At 22.4% G+C, this 14,972-nt stretch carries 21 protein-coding genes; 1 reads left to right on the forward strand and 20 read right to left on the reverse strand.

The window, feature by feature from the left end; genetic code table 4:
• The first annotated feature begins 18 nt into the window (after positions 1–18).
• Positions 19–300, forward strand: a complete 282-nt coding sequence (locus AAHM89_RS12135) for a hypothetical protein (RefSeq protein WP_342266486.1) — start codon at positions 19–21, stop codon at positions 298–300.
• Here the strand turns inward: AAHM89_RS12135 and AAHM89_RS12140 are convergent, their stop codons facing one another.
• The 20 genes from AAHM89_RS12140 to AAHM89_RS12235 all read right to left on the reverse strand — a co-directional run bounded on the left by AAHM89_RS12140 (position 301) and on the right by AAHM89_RS12235 (position 14,957).
• A complete protein-coding gene (locus tag AAHM89_RS12140; RefSeq protein ID WP_342266487.1) occupies positions 301–2,328 on the reverse strand; it encodes a hypothetical protein in 2,028 nt (675 codons plus the stop codon). It lies immediately after the preceding gene.
• Entirely contained in the window at positions 2,279–3,520 is a 1,242-nt protein-coding gene (locus tag AAHM89_RS12145) for a hypothetical protein (protein WP_342266488.1), read from the reverse strand. Before AAHM89_RS12145 ends, AAHM89_RS12140 begins: the two co-directional genes overlap by 50 nt.
• A gap of 17 nt (positions 3,521–3,537) precedes the next feature.
• On the reverse strand, positions 3,538–3,660 hold the full coding sequence (locus AAHM89_RS12150; RefSeq protein WP_255495889.1) for a hypothetical protein: 123 nt from the start codon (positions 3,658–3,660) through the stop codon (positions 3,538–3,540).
• 4 nt (positions 3,661–3,664) lie between these two features.
• Complete coding sequence (locus tag AAHM89_RS12155; RefSeq protein WP_342266489.1) at positions 3,665–6,190, reverse strand: hypothetical protein; 2,526 nt, start codon at positions 6,188–6,190, stop codon at positions 3,665–3,667.
• 3 nt (positions 6,191–6,193) lie between these two features.
• Positions 6,194–7,912 (reverse strand): hypothetical protein, encoded by a 1,719-nt coding sequence (locus AAHM89_RS12160; protein ID WP_342266490.1) that lies wholly within the window; start codon positions 7,910–7,912, stop codon positions 6,194–6,196.
• A gap of 15 nt (positions 7,913–7,927) precedes the next feature.
• Positions 7,928–9,112 (reverse strand): hypothetical protein, encoded by a 1,185-nt coding sequence (locus tag AAHM89_RS12165; RefSeq protein WP_342266491.1) that lies wholly within the window; start codon positions 9,110–9,112, stop codon positions 7,928–7,930.
• A gap of 18 nt (positions 9,113–9,130) precedes the next feature.
• Positions 9,131–9,505 (reverse strand): hypothetical protein, encoded by a 375-nt coding sequence (locus tag AAHM89_RS12170; protein WP_342266492.1) that lies wholly within the window; start codon positions 9,503–9,505, stop codon positions 9,131–9,133.
• A 17-nt stretch (positions 9,506–9,522) separates the two neighbouring features.
• Positions 9,523–9,708: a hypothetical protein gene (locus AAHM89_RS12175; RefSeq protein ID WP_281748210.1), complete on the reverse strand. Its 186-nt coding sequence runs from the start codon at positions 9,706–9,708 to the stop codon at positions 9,523–9,525.
• Between the two features lies 1 nt (position 9,709).
• On the reverse strand, positions 9,710–9,898 hold the full coding sequence (locus AAHM89_RS12180; RefSeq protein WP_174481134.1) for a hypothetical protein: 189 nt from the start codon (positions 9,896–9,898) through the stop codon (positions 9,710–9,712).
• A gap of 34 nt (positions 9,899–9,932) precedes the next feature.
• Positions 9,933–10,091 carry a hypothetical protein gene (locus AAHM89_RS12185; protein ID WP_342266493.1) on the reverse strand — a complete coding sequence of 53 codons (159 nt, stop codon included), beginning with the start codon at positions 10,089–10,091 and terminating at the stop codon, positions 9,933–9,935.
• Positions 10,092–10,107: 16 nt separating this feature from the next.
• On the reverse strand, positions 10,108–10,932 hold the full coding sequence (locus AAHM89_RS12190) for a hypothetical protein (protein ID WP_342266494.1): 825 nt from the start codon (positions 10,930–10,932) through the stop codon (positions 10,108–10,110).
• An 11-nt stretch (positions 10,933–10,943) separates the two neighbouring features.
• The gene (locus AAHM89_RS12195; RefSeq protein WP_174480108.1) at positions 10,944–11,180 is read right to left on the reverse strand and encodes a hypothetical protein; all 237 of its coding nucleotides are present in this window, start codon (positions 11,178–11,180) and stop codon (positions 10,944–10,946) included.
• Positions 11,180–11,341: a hypothetical protein gene (locus tag AAHM89_RS12200; RefSeq protein ID WP_338978831.1), complete on the reverse strand. Its 162-nt coding sequence runs from the start codon at positions 11,339–11,341 to the stop codon at positions 11,180–11,182. The genes AAHM89_RS12195 and AAHM89_RS12200 overlap by 1 nt, the downstream gene beginning before the upstream one ends.
• Before the next feature lie 3 nt (positions 11,342–11,344).
• Complete coding sequence (locus AAHM89_RS12205; protein ID WP_342265856.1) at positions 11,345–11,638, reverse strand: hypothetical protein; 294 nt, start codon at positions 11,636–11,638, stop codon at positions 11,345–11,347.
• Between the two features lie 2 nt (positions 11,639–11,640).
• Complete coding sequence (locus AAHM89_RS12210) at positions 11,641–12,105, reverse strand: hypothetical protein (RefSeq protein WP_338978835.1); 465 nt, start codon at positions 12,103–12,105, stop codon at positions 11,641–11,643.
• Positions 12,105–12,233 (reverse strand): hypothetical protein, encoded by a 129-nt coding sequence (locus AAHM89_RS12215; protein ID WP_342265855.1) that lies wholly within the window; start codon positions 12,231–12,233, stop codon positions 12,105–12,107. Before AAHM89_RS12215 ends, AAHM89_RS12210 begins: the two co-directional genes overlap by 1 nt.
• A 168-nt stretch (positions 12,234–12,401) precedes the next feature.
• Positions 12,402–12,653, reverse strand: a complete 252-nt coding sequence (locus AAHM89_RS12220; RefSeq protein WP_342266495.1) for a hypothetical protein — start codon at positions 12,651–12,653, stop codon at positions 12,402–12,404.
• A gap of 831 nt (positions 12,654–13,484) precedes the next feature.
• Positions 13,485–13,646 carry a hypothetical protein gene (locus tag AAHM89_RS12225; RefSeq protein WP_342266496.1) on the reverse strand — a complete coding sequence of 54 codons (162 nt, stop codon included), beginning with the start codon at positions 13,644–13,646 and terminating at the stop codon, positions 13,485–13,487.
• A 382-nt stretch (positions 13,647–14,028) separates the two neighbouring features.
• Positions 14,029–14,391, reverse strand: a complete 363-nt coding sequence (locus AAHM89_RS12230) for an IS3 family transposase (protein WP_342266497.1) — start codon at positions 14,389–14,391, stop codon at positions 14,029–14,031.
• Between the two features lie 86 nt (positions 14,392–14,477).
• Positions 14,478–14,957, reverse strand: coding sequence for a hypothetical protein (locus AAHM89_RS12235; RefSeq protein WP_342266498.1), 480 nt, complete (start codon positions 14,955–14,957; stop codon positions 14,478–14,480).
• Between the last annotated feature and the right edge of the window lie 15 nt (positions 14,958–14,972).

Consider the following 14,972-nt stretch of genomic DNA (forward strand, 5'->3'; position numbering starts at 1 on the left):
TAAAGGAGTAAAAAAAATATGAAAACATGAATAAAAACAAATTTAAGTAAAATAACATTAACATTAGCACTAACTGGTGCTACAACTGGAACAATAGGATTAATCATGGGGGGGATTCTTACCCATGAAAATAACAATAAATTTTTAACACCATATCATGAATGAGTTTTTGGAGATACTACTATTTGATGAAATAAATGATATAATCCCGATAAAACTGATTTATATTTTTCTAAATTTAAGCATCATGATGAAGATGTAAAATGAGATGGTACTTATACAGATAATTATTTTGAATAATTATATTTCTAAATTTATATAAGAAATATTTTCGTTATATTTATCAAATAAATTAATATTATTTAATTCTATTTCTTGTTTATCTGTAATTAAAATTAAATCATAATTTCCAGCACCAAATATTCCACTAATTTCAATCCGATTTAAGTTATTAATCGGTTTTTCAATTTGTAATTCAAATTCAGTATTATTATCAATTTGTGAAATCTCTTTATAAAATTCTAACTTTGAAAATAATTGTGATTTATTTGAACCATATAAATTTAAAGCATTTTTAATTTTAATTTTATCAATAATTACTCTTGTAAAATATTTTCCATATTCGCCATTAGCTAATGTTCAATCAGCAGGAATTAATGATGGAATGTTATTACTTTCTAATTCATTTGTAATAGATAATCAGTTAAATTGATTATCATCTAACTTAAATAATTCATTTTGACTAATATCATTGTTTTTCAATTTAATGTTATTAATATCAGTAAAATCAAAATATGGAGATTTTAATATTACCTTTACATCTTTAAATTGTCAAATATCTATTTTACTAGGTTTAATTGGACTTGATTTTAATTCAAAATAATAAGGCAATAATATTTTATTATCATCATTTAATCCTTTATTAATTGATAATGATGAATAAATATATTTTGATAACATAATAAATACTTGTTTAAATATTTGCATTTGTGGTAAATTTATATAATTTGGGTATTCAAACTCTCATTGTTTAAATAAGTTAGTAATTATCTCATCAGGTTTTTGTCCTGAAAATGTATCACGTAATATTGCCATATTATTTTCAGGTTTACCTGTTTTTTCATTATATTTAGCACCTTCAAAATTTCTATTATAATTATATGTATAACTTAGCATATCTAATAAAAGTTGTTGTAAACTATCAATTGTTGGCGCATCTTGTATTTCAATTGCTATACTTTTAAATCTATTATTGGTTGCAAGATAAACATATCATCCTTCATTACTATAAGATAAAACTTTTTTATCTTCTAAATGTATTTCTTTTTTTAATGGTCAATTACCATCTCAAACAGCACCCATTTCTCAACCTAGTCAAGTATCAGTTACTCTGGCATTATTAATAACTTCTTTTCTTGTTACAGTACCAGTACTAATTTTAATTAAATCTAAAACTGATTTTTCTTGTCCTATAAATTGTTTTGCTAAATTTCAAGGTAATATTTGTTCACTAAATCATTGTTGTAATATTCTAACTTTTGGTTGAGTTTCAATAGGCATTGATAATAGTGGAAATGCTATCTTATCTTTAACAAATAACTTTGGGTATACTTCCATATTATCAACTTCACCAAGTACCTTTATATTGCCAAAAATCATGCTTCTAGGAGCTTTAATTTTTAAACCAATAACTTTTGTATTTTTATCTAATGGTTTTTGTAATTTAATAATGATTGGATAACCATCTCTTGTTTTAAAATCTTTAATTTTAATTATAGTAATACTTTTAGTACTTCTTATTTTTGGATTTTGATAAGGTTGTGAATAATTATTAATAATATATAAATTATCAATATTATTTTCAGTTAATGGTTCATTAATAGATACAGCATATAACTTAAATTGATTTAATAAATTTATTTCTTGAAAAATTAAATTCTTAATATCAGTCATACTATATTCAATTGTATTATCATTAATATTTGTACTTGCTCTTTGATTTAATTGCATAGTAAAGTCAGATGTTTCAACAGCAATAGTTTTTAATATCTTATCAATATCAATAAAACCTATTTTAATAGTATTTGCTGAAAATCTTAAACTATTATTTTCATTATTTTTAAATAAACGTTCAATTTCATAAATATATATAGTTCTTTTTTTAAATTCATCGTATGCTCTATTAATATCTGGATCACTAGTAGCACTCATCATATTAGTAAAATCATAAGGAATATTATCAATTAAATAATCATTTTCTAATTCTGCTTGATTAAGTTTAGTTTGTTTCTGTGGAAACTTCGTTTGTGGTTTGTTGTTGTTTTCCATTGTTCTCTCCTATTAATTGGTTATTTTCGGGATTAAATAATTTTAATTTAACAGTTAAATTATTAATTTCTTGTTCATCATTAATATTAAATGTTTTACTATTTAATAAATCTTTATCTATGCTTACTAAGATTTGAATAAATTTAAGAATATCAATATTAAATTGTCATAACTTTTGTTCAATATAATTAATAGTTGAAATATTTACAGCTGTACTTTCAGGTACTGATTGTTGTGCAGATTTCTTTTGACTTGGTATATGAATACCACAACGTTTAAATATTTCATTAACATTTCAATCGTATATATCAGTTAAATTTTTACCTTTAAAATTACTATTTGTCATATTGATATTTTCATTTTGTTCATTATTATCTCCACCACTTTTAAATATGTAATTTTTAGTAACTAATGTTCTTACTGCTTCTTCTAATGTTGATTGAACATTACCATAAGTTTGACTAAATATAAATTTAGGTGAATTTAAAATGGTATCTAAAACAATTTGTTCATAAATAACATCTAATGCTTTAATTTTATCCATTACTTTATTACAATCTGCTAGTTCATTTGCTTTATTTCTCATAATTGCTATTGGTATATAGTTAATATTTAGTGTTTGTTCTTGTTCTAAATTAGCGTTATTAATATATGATTTAAAATCTAATGGAAATTGTTTTTTATTATCACTAATACTATAAATTGCACGATTAATAGTTACTTGTTCATTATTTAATGTATAAATTTCAAATAATCTTACCATTTGTGCATTTTGTTCATAATTATCATAAAAAATAGTACATTGAATTAATTTACCAGTAATATCATAAACTCTTTGTTGTATATCAACTACTTGAAAATATAAATCATCATTAGCAATATAAATTAAATAACCGCTAATTCCTAATTTACTTAACTTAAAAATTGAATTTCAATTTTTTCTATAAAATTCTTCTTGAATTAAATATTTTTTAATAGTTTCATTATTAATTTCTAATGGAGCATTATATAAATTAGCATTATTTTCTGCTACAAAATCAGTGAAATAAGTTTCATGGTTAAAGTCATTAAAACCAAAATAATTTAAAATAGAAGCATGAGTACTTTTATTTTTATTAGTTAAAAATTTTACTTTTTCATTTTGATTATCACTAATATTACTTTTATCTTTTCTAAAAAATCTACCTAACATAATATTCACCACCTTTCTTAAAATATTTGATTAATTTTTAATACAATTTTTACTATAATAAATATAATTAAACCAGCAACTGCAGAAGATAATAAAACTCCAATTAAACCTAAAATAATTTTTATAATTTTAAAAAACATAATATTATTCCTGTAATTCTTCTAATTTATATAAAGCAGATGTGTTATATATATCACTTGCAGTAATACCAACAATTTTTCTTGATTTGGTATCATTAGGAACGTGTTGATAAGTAATTACCCCAGTTATACCATAATTAAATTTAATAGTTCCAAAAAGATAACATATTGTTGGTGAAAAAGGTAATTGATAAGGTAATGGTTGCGGTCTAAATAAAATTTCTAATTTTGGTGCATAACTATAATAAGGTTCTTTATTGCCAGTGTTATTATAAGTTAACTTATATAATTTATTAGGAATTAGTTCATAACCAATTTGTTTTTTATCACTTGTTAATATTCCTACTTCCTTTCAATTTGAACCACTTGGACTTGGTGTTGGAGTATTTGGTAATTCAATATTAATCTCATTATTTTTTAATTCATTTATTTTTAAAGTATGACTTGTAATTTTTATAGGTTGAATAATATCTACTTTAACTGTATTTTGTAATTCTTCTAATGAAAAAATATTTGCATATTTTTCATTTCCACCTTCTAAAATTAATTGTCATTTATTAATATCTAATAATTGTAAATATAAAATACCTTCTTCATTATTAATTAAACCTTTTGTAAGAAATATTTTACTTCCATGTATTCCACCTAAATAATTACCTGTTTTAAATTCTACTGTTATTCTTGTATTTACTTGATGAAATGGTGGAGATTCCCATGTAATAATTACTCTATAAAGAGTATTAAAAGCAAGATTAAAATCACCATATTTACGATTATTTATACTTTTACCTATTATTTTTCAATTTTCTTTATCTTGTTTTTTATCAATATTAGTTTTATTTTCATTAATAGCACCAACAATAGTTTTATTAGTAGTTTCTAATCTTCCATAAGTATTATTAAGCAATAATGAGATAGCAAGAGAACTATTTGAACTATCATTTATTCATAATTGGTCTCTATCATCTTTATATGTAAAATATCCTTTCATAAAAACAGATTTTTTATAATAATTAGTTAAATCTGGTATTTTATTATCAACATATTCTTTGTTAGTTGCATCAGTTTCAAAAGTAGGTGTTCCAACATCAATAATTCTTTTATTATTAGCACTAATACCTTTATCATCTTTTGAATTAATAAAATTAGGATTATCTTTATTAACTTCTCATAATGATTCACCACCACTACTAGTAGTACTAATAACATTATTTTCAATTTTAATATTTTCACCAGCAATTAATTTATCTTGTTTTTTATTTAATAAGTCATTAGTTTCTTGCTTTGTATAATAATCATTATCAATACTATCTTCTGCTATAAATTCAATTGGTGTACCAGTTCCTTGATATTGATATATATTATGAATTATTGGTGTATATTTTTTTGTGCTATTAGTAGCAATAAACTTTATTAAATCAACATCATATAATAATGTTACTTTATCAATATTAACATCAATATTTTCAATTATTATTTGCTTTTGTTCTATTTGATCATTAGTAATTCTGATATTAGATTTAGTTAATTTATTATTACTTATAATAAGTTGTTTACTATCGATAAAATAATATGTTCAATCAATGATATATCATGTATCTGTTTTAATATTTTCATTTTTAACTTTCTTTCATAAAGGACTAGTTTCAATATTAAATCAATTATTTTTAACATCATTAATATTTTCATTTGCTTTAATTAATTCATTATTTAATTTGGTAATTTCATTTTCATTTGTAGTAATTCGTTTTTGTTGTTTAGCAGAAAAATCACAAGTTGGTGCATGTGTATAATCACCAATTTGTGGATTATTTTGTAATGCTTCGGGTGGTAATGTTCCAATTTCATCAGGTCAATCTAAAATCATTGTTTCAGTTTCTTTATCATAATCAGTTGCTACATAACCTTTATTAACAAATTTACTAACAGGACCTCTATATATTTCATTTTCATTATCATCAACTAAATCATCATATAATTTAATTTGTTTTAATAATGTAAATTCTTTTTGTTGTTCAATTAATTCATCAACTTGATTTCTAGTATAAAATGCTTTTAAGTCAATTTTTTCAACATCTATTTCATCATCATTATAACTTGAAAATATTTGTTTTAATTCTGTTAATCTTGCTCATATTTTCATTCTACTAGGTGCTAAATCTCAAACATTAATCGTAGGAGTACTATTTGCACTAAATTGAGTACCATTATTAAATTGAATAGTAGCATCAACATTAAATTCAATTGGTGTACGATTAAATACTCAATGTTCAACCATAACATAAACCATATCTCTTAATGTTTCTTTAATTAATTCATCTTTAAAACTATCAAAAGGAAATTTAGATAAAATAAAATCAAGATAAGCATTAATATCATTTTGCGCGCGAATAGCAAAAGTTTTAAATCAATCATTAACATTTGGTCATGTTTTTATATATTGCTGTGGTGTTTCTGTAATTTTTCCAGTTAATGGATATCAGTTATTATAATTTTCAAGACTGACATCAGTTCAAAGTTTATTAATCATAATTTATCATTCCTTAAAAAATGCTTGTTTATAATGATGAGTATGTTTTTTTGTTTTTTTATGTGTTATATGTTCAATTTCTTTTTGTATTTTATTTTTGCCTTTTTTTAATTTTTTCTTACTTTTTGCTACAACTTGACTATATGCAAACTTTTCTAAATGATGTAATAATCAAGTACCAAATAAAGTATTTACTGAAAATTTTAAACCAACATTTTTAAATGATTTGTTAATATTTTCAATAGGATTATTAATAACATTTACTACTTTATGATAAGTTCTTATTATTCTAAATATTTCTCTATATACTTTAAAACTATCTTTAATTACTTCTTGAACAACTGGCGGAGCAAATGCTATTGCTTTTAATCATTTATTATGATTTACTCCATAACCAATGTATCAACCACTATATCAACGATATCAATGAAATGGATGTATTTGAGTAACAAAAGTTTTTGCTTTAAGAATACTATCAACAACTGTAATTGGTTTATATTTAGGATTGCGATGATAAATGGTAATTGCACATTTATCTAATGACAAAGGTTGAATTTTACAACCCATAAATACTGGTGAATTTAATGGAATTAATTGTGCATGTTTAATTGCTCTTTTTTCTGCACTAGTAAATAAATCAGTTACTTTTTCTTTTAATTTATTAATTTTTTCAAATGCTTGTTTTTCTAACTTTTCAAATTTTTCTTGTAATTTATATATACTTTCTCTTATTTTTTCAAAATATGGTGTATCTTTTCAAAATTTATTTAAACCTTTTTTTAAATAAAATCTAATATCAAAATATTTAAAACTTTGATTTGCTTTTAAAACAAGTTGATGAATAACATTATTTTTAAAATTAAATTTAATAGCATTAGCACGAATTTTTTGTAAATCTAAAATTAAAGTTTTTCCATATCTATTTTCTGTATGTATTGTATGAACTAAATTTAATCAATCATGCTGATTCATAGATAGTACTTTTTTTAAATCAGTATTAAATTTTTTTAAAAAGTTATTTGCTTTTTCAATATCTTTAATTTTAAATTTAGGAGTTAATTGTGGACTTAATTTTATTAATGTATTTTGTAATAATAAGTGTTCTTTTAACTTTTGTGTTTCTAATTTTTGAAAATTATTTTTATATTGTCTTTCAGCAACATAACCTAAATCTCGTAATACTGTTTCACGATTAGGAGTAAAACTATAATTCATTAAATAACGTTTATTACCAATAATTTTATCTGTTAAAATTTCTTTTCCACTTACTTGATTAATAATTTCTTGTAAATTTTTGGCTTCTTTAATACCAACTTGTTCTAATGTTTTAGTTTCTTGTGCTAGTTTAATAAATTTAGTAGTACGATAACCACGACTAATTTTATTAAGTCCAGCAAATGCAGGTAATAAATTTAAGAAAGTATTTAATTTTGTTACATTTCCTTTTAAATAATCATAAACTTGATTAATAGTAAAATCAGTTGTAGCATAAATACCAAAATTAATAGTACTTGCAATAAAATCACTTGCACCTAATCCAAGGGCTACACTTTCACTTAATCCGCCAGTAAAAGGAGCAAGTGCTACTGCAATTACTTGTACACCAATCATTTCTAAAATTTCTCATCAAAAACTTTTATTTTCTTGTTGGTTACTTGTTCTAGTATGTTTTGGTTTATTTATGTTTAAAAGTATTGCTGTACTAGTTGTACCAATTGGCATGGCATTTAATTTCCTTTATTTAAGAGTTATTTTAATTGGATTTGTTGAACCTTTATAATTTAAATCATTAACATTTGAAGAAATAACTATGTATAAGTCACCCGCTTTTTGTTTTTGATTACTTACATTAGTTTTTCCTTGTGCATCACTAAAATATTTAATAGTTGGATTTGTTAAATTTGGATTTAATGATTTAAGTTCATTAATACTTTTTATTTGTGTATTTAATTCATTGTTATTGTTATTAACATTTGCAGTAATATTTGTTGTTAAAACTGTAATTTTAGTTTTTAAATCATTTTTTTCTGTTTTAATAACTCCACATAACATTCATCTTGATGTTGTTTCATTATTAGAAATATATGGTATTGCTTCTCCAACAACTTCACCAGCAACTTTATATGCTCTTCCTGCTTTATCATCTTTAATAAAATCTACATAAATAACTGTATTTTCTATCATGTATCTTTTCATCGCTCTTGGTGTTGCTAAAATAAAGGTCATTAATTGTTGTTCATTTTTATCATTAGTAAAAATCATATAGTCATCAAGAACGATTTCGCATAATACACCTTTTACATATAAATTATTTCCATTTAAACGTAATTGTTGTGCTAACTGATTATCGGTAATTAAACCTTTATTATCAGCTAAATAAACTAAACTATCATAAAGACCATTAGTAATAAAAAATTTACTATTTGCAATGTTTCTAAATTGAAACAAAGTATTTCAAGCAGATAACATCGATTTTAAATAGTCTACTGGTGTTGTATCTTCAATATCAATTTTAGTAGCAAATTTTGCAATTGCTTGTGTATCATCAATTGCTAATTTATCTGCTAAATCATTTGCAACTTCATATTGCATACTATCTAATAAATTTTGTCCATTATTTGCTTTTAAATCTACATCTGCAATAATTTCTCCTGCAAGATATTTTTTAGTTATTTTTTTACTAATTTTATCTGTATCAACATATGGTAATTCATATCTTTTACTTTTATCATCCCAAGCAATAATTTTTACTTCCGGTTTTTTTGGTTTTTTAACAATAAATTCAATATTTACTGAGTCAACAATTTCAGTAGGAAAAAAGTTTGCCCATGAACTATTTGAAATTTTAAAAAACTCTATAAATTCTGGTGCTTCTACTAATCTCTCTGTATTGTCTAAATTTTGATTAAATGGTACTGACATTTTATTTCTTCCTTTCGTTTATAAATAATTTTTCTTTTTATAATTAATTAAAAAATTTTCTTTATCATTTGTTTTATTATTAATAATTATTTGTTTATTGCCACCTGTATTAATTGTTTGTTTAAATACTGGTTGTTCTTTAATCATTTTTTTAATAGTTTCTTCAATTTTTGAATTTTCTATATTACTTGTTTTAAATTTTAAAAAATCATAAAATTCAGTTTTAACTTGATATTTTTTAAATATATTAATCATTTCTTTTTCTTTAATTTCTTGATTAAGTTTATTTAACTTATTTTCTGCTTCATTAACTTTATTTTCTATTTCTTGTTGAGCATTATTTTCATTTAAAGGTTCAGTTGTTTGTTGAACATTATTTTCATTTTCTAACATTTAACATTCTCCTAATCTTATCCCAATAATCAATCTTTAACTAATTGTGGCATTTCACTTATTAATTTTTTATAATCATTAACTGCGTTTTCTAATGTATCAATATCAGAAAATTTAAAACAATTATCAATATGTAAATCAAAATCTCTATCAATACTGATATCTTGTTTTCTATATTTTTCATTAAATTCAATTTTTGTCATATTATTTTTCTCCTTTATTAATTTTTTCGTTTAATTTTGCTAATTTTTTTTGATGTTTTATAATTTTGTTATTTGCTCTAACATGTTTTGGAGTTGTGATAAATCTTTTTAATAAAACAATAATTTCTCTGCAAATTAATGTTCCAACACTTGTTCCAATAATTATTAATTCATGTAAAAATTCTTTCATTTCAATATTTTCCTTTCAATTATTTATTTTTTAATTATTCATCAAATTGACCACCATTAATTCTTTCAATCATCAATTTTGAATTACTTATAATAGTTACTAATAAAGAAATTTCTTTATTTAATTGTTCCATCCTTTCTTTATGTGTTTTTATTTCGTGATTATAATATTCAATTAATTTTTCTTTATTCATAAATTACTCACCTCCTTTATAAATTCATGTGATTATAATCTCAATTTAATGAAGCATTATCGTGATTTAATGCTACTTTGCTCATATTATCACTACCGTATTGACTAGTTGTTTCACTATTAATTGTGAATCTATTATCATTTACTAATCTTACAGTTTCATCATTAAATGATGTTTCTTGCATTTCTTGAATATGATTTGTAGTTTCCATAGGTAGTAAATTATGGATTATTTCACTTGCACCAGCAATAATAGTAGGTACTGCATAAGCATTCATAAAATCATTATTAATACCCATAGCAACCCCACTTGATATTAAACAACCACCAGTTGCCATATTACAAATCTTTCTTATTGCTTCAAATTTATTAGGTATTAACTCAGTTAATCCACTAATAAGATTTGAAATACCATAAGTATTTAATGAAATATAAGTATCTCAATCCATTAATGACTGATGTTCTTGTTTATTTAATAGTAATCATGGCGGACCTTCTGTTGTGGTTGTAGTAGTTATTGGAATTGGTGTTATTGGAATAATAGGATTAATATTATTTTCTGTTCATTTACTATAATTTGCTAAACCAATTGTTCCTAAACCTAAAATAATTTTTTTAGAACTATTAATTAATTTAGTTTTTGTATTTGGTCTTTGATTTAAATTTCATATATCTAAACCTAATTTTTTACCAAATAATAAACTATTAATTGAACCTAATATTGGTTTAGCAATTACTTGACCATAATAAGCACTTGTACCAATCATTGCACAAATAGAACTTATACCAGTTCTAATTAATTTAGTTAAAGTATAATTTGATTGATTTTCTATATTTGGCATTTTAATCTCCTTTAATTTTCTAATTTTTTAATTGTTACTTTAATTCAACCTTGATAAACATCATTATCACCAACTATTAATGCAACATTACTTTCGGGGTCAGAAACAATTATGTGTTTTGATTTAACATTTGGGTATTGTCTTAAAATAATTGCTCTAATATCATTACTTGTATGAATTGCTTTTGGAAATGGTGATAATATTTCAATTTCATCTTTATTTTCAAACAAAGTAGGTAATATTATCATTAATTATTCTCCTTATTTTTAATTTGATTAGAAATTTCACTTAATATTTTCAATATTTTATATTCATTTTTTAAATCTTTAATTATATAAATTAAAAATATTATTAGTGTTATACTTGTTATTAATATTGGTGCTATTAATAAAATTTTTCATAATATCATTTTTTACTCTTTTCATTTTTTAAATCATTTAACATTGATTGAACAAAATGCACGATTTTTAGGAATGTTTAAAGTGTTAAAGATTTGACCAGTTACAATAATTTCATCGTTTTTGTTTAATAAAATACATCGGTTATAAAGTTTTGGTTTATTAAAAATTAAAGTAACATAATTTAATCCATTTCATTGACCACGAACACTATAATATAATTCCTTATTACCTTTTTCGTAATATTTTGCTTCAATAGTGTTACTCAGTTTTACTGTTAATTTGACATAATTTTCTTTATCTTTCATTTTTATAATTTCCTTAAATAATTATCAAAAATTAATATTTTTTTATGATTTTTTAAATAATATTGAATATGCTTATAAGCATCTTGTTCATGTTTTGTTAATTTTATATTTCCTTTATAATTTGTTATTTTATTTTTATTTTTTGGGTGGTTTTCTAGATAATCTCAGTTGAAAACATCTTGTACTAATACCATTAATGCACCAATAATTTTAGGTGTTGCTAATGGATTAGTTAATAATTGTTTTGAACTTAAAAAGAAATTTTCTACAATAACTAATATTTTTTTATCAATAAATTTTTCTTTAATTAATTGCATTTTTTCTTTATACATATTTTTAGTTCATAAAACAGTTAATGTATTAAATGTTTCATTAAAAACAATATTATTAGTTTCACTTGAATATATAACCATTCCATTACTACCTATTCCTGCTGGGTCAATACCAATAATTAATTCATATTGCATTATCAATCAAATTCACCATTATTGATTTTTTTAATTAATGAATAATATATGGCATCAACATTTGCACTTCTATATCCATCATTTTCAATTTTATTTTCTAAATATGTAATGAATTTTGCTTTATTCATATTTATACCTCCTACTTAACCTAATATTTAAAATACAGTCATAACAAATTGCTTTACTATTTTTATCTCTTAAAAAATATTTTCTTGTTTTTATATCATTAGTATTAAAGAATAAATAATCTAATTTATGTTGTTTACAAGTTCAACAAAAATACTTTTTTTGCATAATTAATCACTTCTACATCAATCACAAACATATCCAAATGGTTTTGTATAATCCAAATGTTCATCAATATCATAATCATCTTCAAATTTTCTAATATCATGTTGTTCTGCTTCTAATTCTGTTTTAAAGCGATAAAGCATTTGGATTTTGTCATCTTCATATAATTCATTACATTCAACACATCTTTTTCTTCTTTTTTTAATTTTTTTATCAATCTTTCTTAGTGCTTCATAATCAAGAATTTCTATTACCATAATAATCCTTTCCTAATATGTTCTGTTGCTTCTAGCATAAAGAACATATATTTTGATTTTTAGGTTATTAATAATACTACTATTCGTTTTATTCATTCCATGAAAACTGGGCTCAAAAATAAATTGTGAAATTTTAAAAAGAAATCGAGGCATTCGATTCAATATTTATTTAATTTATGTTTAATAAATTAATATTTTAATTGAACCGGCACCGCTCAATTTTTTTTACAAGTTTGAAATTTATTTTCTCGCCCAAAAAATTTTTCAAAAAAAATAAAAAATAAAACCAACACTTGCTCACTGGGGAGTGGCAAGGTTGGTTAAATAAAGAATAGAATTAATACAATAGGTCCCTACAACAGGTCTATATATACTAGTTTCCAATTCGCTCCCACCCCAAGAATTACCATTAATGGTTAGTATATTTTATTAGGTATCACTCCACTTTTTATTTATCCATGCAAGTCCACATGTTCTAGCTACTATTTTTAACAACTGTGTTGTAGTTCACTTTTTTAGTTCCTTAACACGTGTTGATAATAGTATTAAAGAGGGTTATTAAAAATTTTAAAATTTTACAATTACAAAAAAAGACAAGATTATTTCTTGTCTTTTTCCTTTGATAATAATTTTTTAAATGTATATTTTTTAAAATACGTCGAATATAAATTTAAGGGTAAAAGAGAATTTAATTTGTCTATCATCATTTTGAAATGGTAATTTTGAAAAGAATTTATTTATCTAGTAATTCATCTTCCTACTTTTTTGGGAACCTCCCTTAATTTTTTTACATTTATTTTCAATTAATAAATTTTTTACTATGATCAAATGTTATTTTTTAACAATATTTTTAGGAATAATTGATAAATAATGGTTGATATTTTTATTAATAACTTTAGTAGTTTTATTTTTAACAAACATTGATAAAGTAAATCGTGATGCTATTTCAACTAAATTTATTAAACATGATTTACTTTTACCTCTTGATGACATTATAGTATCTCCTTTTCAATGACCAATAGTTATGCAATCAAATAGTACTAATTACTTCTACTAAGATTTTTAGCCATTTCACTAATTTTTAATTTAAATTTCAATTGATTCTTAATATAAATTCTTTCATTTATGCCAAGATTTTTATAAATAATTTATTTACTTGCACTTACAAGTGCAATTCAACTGTTAAATAAAATTAATTATGAATTTAAAAATTTAAAAAGCACCGATTACATTTGGTGCTTTTGTGATTAAAAAAGTTTTCCTAAAATAATAATTAATTTTATTTAATTAAATATATATTATTTTTTAAAAAAAATGTCAAATATTTTTTCTTAAATTTCTGTAGATTATTCCTGCACCCTAAAATGAGATATTATTATTGTATTTTAAATTGACTCATTGGTGGAGAATTAAATTTGCTACAAATTCGTTTATTATTGAAAAAATGAATATATTTAGTAACATCTTCAATACCTTCTTGAATGGTATTATAGCCTTCATATGGTAATCATTCTTGTGCTAAATGCGAAAATCAGTTTTCAGATAATGCATTACCACCAAGACAATTAGGTCGTTTTTTACTTAAAATTATTTCATATTCTTTGGCTAATGATTCTAAGTCTTGATGATAATATTGTTTGCCATTATCGGTATGAATAATCATTTTTTTGATTTGTTCTTTAGTAAAATATGATAATGCTTGTTCAACACTAGGTTTAACTAATGAATAATAATCCATTGTTGTTGAAAATTGTCAGCCTAAAATTCCTTGCGTGTGAAAATCACGAACAGCATTTATGTATAATCACCCTTCATTGGTTTTAATTACTTACTCGTAACAATTTTTGTATAAGGTAAATAAACATTTGTATAATCAGACTTTAAATCTATAAAATACTTTGTTATTAAATCTTGATTTGGTTTAAGTTTAATATAACCATCAATATTAAAACCTTCTAAAAAAGCATTTACAAAACCATATTTGTTTTTATTTTCTTTAAAAACAAAAAATTTTAAACTAGTTAAATTTTCTAATTCTTTCATAATAACTGACATTTCTTTTTTCTTGTGAATAACTTTATCATAAAGTTTATGCTGTTGAATACCATAATAAATACAAAAGTCTTTTAATCAAAAACCAATATGATCAATATTTTTAATATTATTATTCTTAGTATTTAAAATTGCAAAGTTAAACAGTCTTTGTGTCATAATACCAGCACTCTCATTAGTCACTGCACGAACAATCACATTTGACTTTTTAATAAATTTATTATCTTTTTTATCAACTAAACTATTTGACATAAATTTACTCCTTAA

It is taken from the genome of Spiroplasma endosymbiont of Villa modesta (assembly GCF_964030925.1).
Classification (GTDB): Bacteria; Bacillota_I; Bacilli_A; order Mycoplasmatales; family VBWQ01; genus Spiroplasma_E.